This window comes from Campylobacter concisus (assembly GCF_902460895.1).
Taxonomy (GTDB): Bacteria; Campylobacterota; Campylobacteria; order Campylobacterales; family Campylobacteraceae; genus Campylobacter_A; species Campylobacter_A concisus_BC.
This window is the reverse complement of record NZ_CABPVL010000018.1, coordinates 1-2,623: the sequence shown is the minus strand read 5'-3', so window position 1 is coordinate 2,623 and position 2,623 is coordinate 1. Positions and strand designations below refer to the sequence as shown.

General features: G+C 31.2%; 1 protein-coding gene and 1 pseudogene. Both read left to right on the top strand.

The annotated features are described in order from the left end of the window. The first annotated feature begins 52 nt into the window (after window positions 1–52). Entirely contained in the window at window positions 53–1,372 is a 1,320-nt protein-coding gene (locus F3G98_RS10095; protein ID WP_149726126.1) for a DUF7033 domain-containing protein, read from the top strand. Beyond that, window positions 1,362–2,623, top strand: a pseudogene (locus F3G98_RS10090) (MBOAT family O-acyltransferase); the annotation flags it as partial. The gene F3G98_RS10095 and the pseudogene F3G98_RS10090, both read left to right, overlap by 11 nt.

The following is a 2,623-nucleotide window of genomic DNA, read 5'->3' as shown; positions in this document are numbered from 1 at the left end:
GATTTATGGGGTTGCTTAAACATAGAAATGTGGCAGAGGCAGTTTATAGACAATGCTTAGTATAAAAACTGATTTAGATGATGTAAGTTGGCTGAAATATATAGTAAGTCAATTTAAAAAAATAAATTTATTAGAATTCGATATAGAAGTTATAGGCATTGGCGAAAAGGAAAAGTTTAAAAATATTGTATTTTATACCAATTGCAGTAACAGTGGTCATTTAAATATTTTTAACTCTCAACACAATTTTTCCGATATCACATACATAAAGTATATAAAAGATGATCTATTTATTTTAAATAATACCGATACAAATCAAAGAGGTTTTGATTTGGCTTATGATATATTCTGGAACGCATTTGTTTTTTTATCTAGGTATGAGGAATATGCTAGTGAAATGAGTGGTAAGAATATTGGTAGCTATAGTTTGAGACATCCTAGGCAAGATAAAGATAGTTTTGATATCCCTATTGTAAATATTTTGTTTAATGAATTGGAATATTTTTTACATATAAATTTTAAAAATTTGGTTTTTGGCAAAAGGCAAAAAGATATTATTGATTTATCGCACGATGTAGACTATATTGAAAAAACAATTCAGCTAAGGATAAAACAAACGATTTTTAATTCTGTAAATGTTTTTAGGTTGATGACAAGGCCCATCTATTGTTTAAAAAAAATACTTGAATTATTTAAATTTGCTTTTTCAAATACATCATATTGGTGTTTTGATGATTGGGTAAATATAGAAAAAAAATATAATAGGACGTCAACATTCTACGTGTATGTAAAAGGCAAATCAAGAGGTTTTAGGTCGTGGTTAATTGATCCATCATATGATATAAAAAATAATGTAAAACTTCAAAAGAAATTAATAGATTTATATAAATGTGGTTTTCAAATAGGCTTGCATGGTAGTTATAATAGTGCTATAAATTGTAATCAGTTGCAGTATGAAAAGGATGAATTAGAAAGAATTTTGGGAATTAAAATAGTAAAAACAAGACAACATTGGCTTAATTACAGCGAAGCTACTACTCCATATATACATAATAGATTGTTTTTATTTGATTCTACTTTGGGCTGGAACGATAGAATGGGTTTTAGGAGTGGAATTGCCAGCATATATAATCCATACGACTTTAAAAATAAAAAAGCTTATGACTATGAAGTAATCCCACAAGTTATCATGGATTCGAATATTTATGATTATGGGCTTAAGCAAGATTTATTTAATGCTGCAAAATTAGTATTAAATAGGTCAAAAAAATTTTCCAAAACGACATATGTTTCAATTTCTTGGCATCAAAGAGTATGCAGCTCTGATTACAATTGGCATTTATTTTATGAGGAGCTTCTGAGTGCTTTTTAACTCTTATGAATTTATATTTTTATTCTTGCCATTTACTTTTTTTACATATTTTTATCTAAATAAAAAGCGCCTCACAGAAGTAGCAAAGGGCTTTTTGGTTCTATCGTCTCTCTTTTTTTACAGCTGGTGGAATGTCATTTATCTGCCGCTAATCTTAGGCTCAATGGTGTTTAACTACTGCTTTGGAGTGGAGCTAAACAAAGAAAATAGTAAAATTTCTAAAAAATTTATTCTTATACTAGGAATTGTGGCAAATTTAATGCTACTTGGATATTTTAAATATTCAGATTTTTTCATAAGCAATGTAAATTTTATCTTTAATACCCAGATACCTCATTTAGATTTGCTACTACCTCTTGCAATATCATTTTTTACTTTTCAGCAGATAGCATATTTGGTCGATAGTGCTACGGGGGGGGGGTACGAAGCAGTATGATTTTTTAAACTACTGCTTATTTGTTACCTTTTTTCCGCAGCTAATCGCTGGTCCGATCGTGCATCACAAAGAGATGATGCCGCAGTTTGCAAATTTAAAGAACAGAATAATCAACTATAAAAATATAGCACTTGGTCTATTTATATTTTCGATAGGTCTTTTTAAAAAGGTAGTTATCGCTGATAGTTTTGCTGTTTGGGCAACAAATGGTTTTGACAAGGCGACTGTCTTAAATTTATTTGAAGCATGGGCGACTAGCCTAAGCTATACATTTCAGCTCTACTTTGACTTTAGCGGATACTGCGATATGGCTATCGGTGCAGCACTTCTTTTTAATATCAAGCTTCCAATAAACTTTAACTCACCCTATAAAGCCTTAAACATTCAAGACTTTTGGCGCAGATGGCACATAACACTAAGCAGGTTTTTAAGAGACTATATCTATATTCCGCTAGGTGGTAACCGCAAAGGCAGGCTTCGAACATATGCAAATTTAATGGCGACCTTTATAATAGGTGGTATATGGCACGGGGCTGGCTGGACATTTGTCTTTTGGGGATTTTTGCATGGCGTTGCCTTGGTTATTCACAGAATTTGGAGCGAACTTGGCTTTAAGATGAATAAATTTTTGGCTTGGTTCATAACATTTAACTTCATAAATATTACTTGGGTATTTTTTAGAGCAAAAGATTGGGAAGATGCTTTAAAAGTGCTAAAAGGGATGTTTGGGTTGAGTGGCATTGTTTTGCCAAATTTTTTATTAGCAAAGCTTGGGTTTTTAAAATCTTTAGGAGTTGGCTTTGGTGGATTTATGG